1 protein-coding gene is annotated in these 544 nt (G+C 69.9%); it reads right to left on the reverse strand.

Translation table 11 applies throughout. The annotated features are described in order from the left end of the window. Nucleotides 1–544 (reverse strand): ATP-binding cassette domain-containing protein (locus tag STRAU_RS25140; protein ID WP_037661772.1); only part of this gene is annotated, 544 nt, incomplete at both ends.

A 544-nucleotide genomic window follows, 5' to 3' on the forward strand; every position in this document is an offset into this window, starting at 1 on the left:
GTGTGCACGGTCAGTTCGTCCGCCTCGATGTTGGCGATGTCCAGCCAGTCGAGGAGGGAGCGCAGTTCGCGCTGGGTGCCGTCGCTGGGGAACTGCAGCGACTGCGCCTCGTCGTCCCTGGTGGTCTCCTCGCGCAGGGCGGATGCGGCATGCCGGTACGCGTCCGGGTCGGTGAACCGCAGCCGGATGTGCCCGCCCGGTATCAGCCGCTTCAGCTCGTCGGCGCTGCCCTCGGCGGCGATCTTGCCGCCGTTCAACACCGCGATGCGGTCGGCGAGTTCGTCGGCCTCCTCCAGGTACTGGGTGGTGAGGAAGACGGTCACGCCGCCGGCGACCAGCTCGCGGATGATGCCCCACATGTTGTGGCGGGAGCGCGGGTCGAGGCCGGTGGTGGGCTCGTCGAGGAAGATGATGCGCGGGTTGCCGACCAGCGTCATGGCGAGGTCAAGACGGCGCTTCATGCCGCCGGAGTAGGTGGAGGCGGGCTTCTTCGCGGCCTCGGTGAGGTCGAAGCGCTCCAGCAACTCGGCGGTGGCGCGGCGGC

Source organism: Streptomyces aurantiacus JA 4570 (genome assembly GCF_000414115.1).
GTDB lineage: Bacteria > Actinomycetota > Actinomycetes > Streptomycetales > Streptomycetaceae > Streptomyces > Streptomyces aurantiacus_A.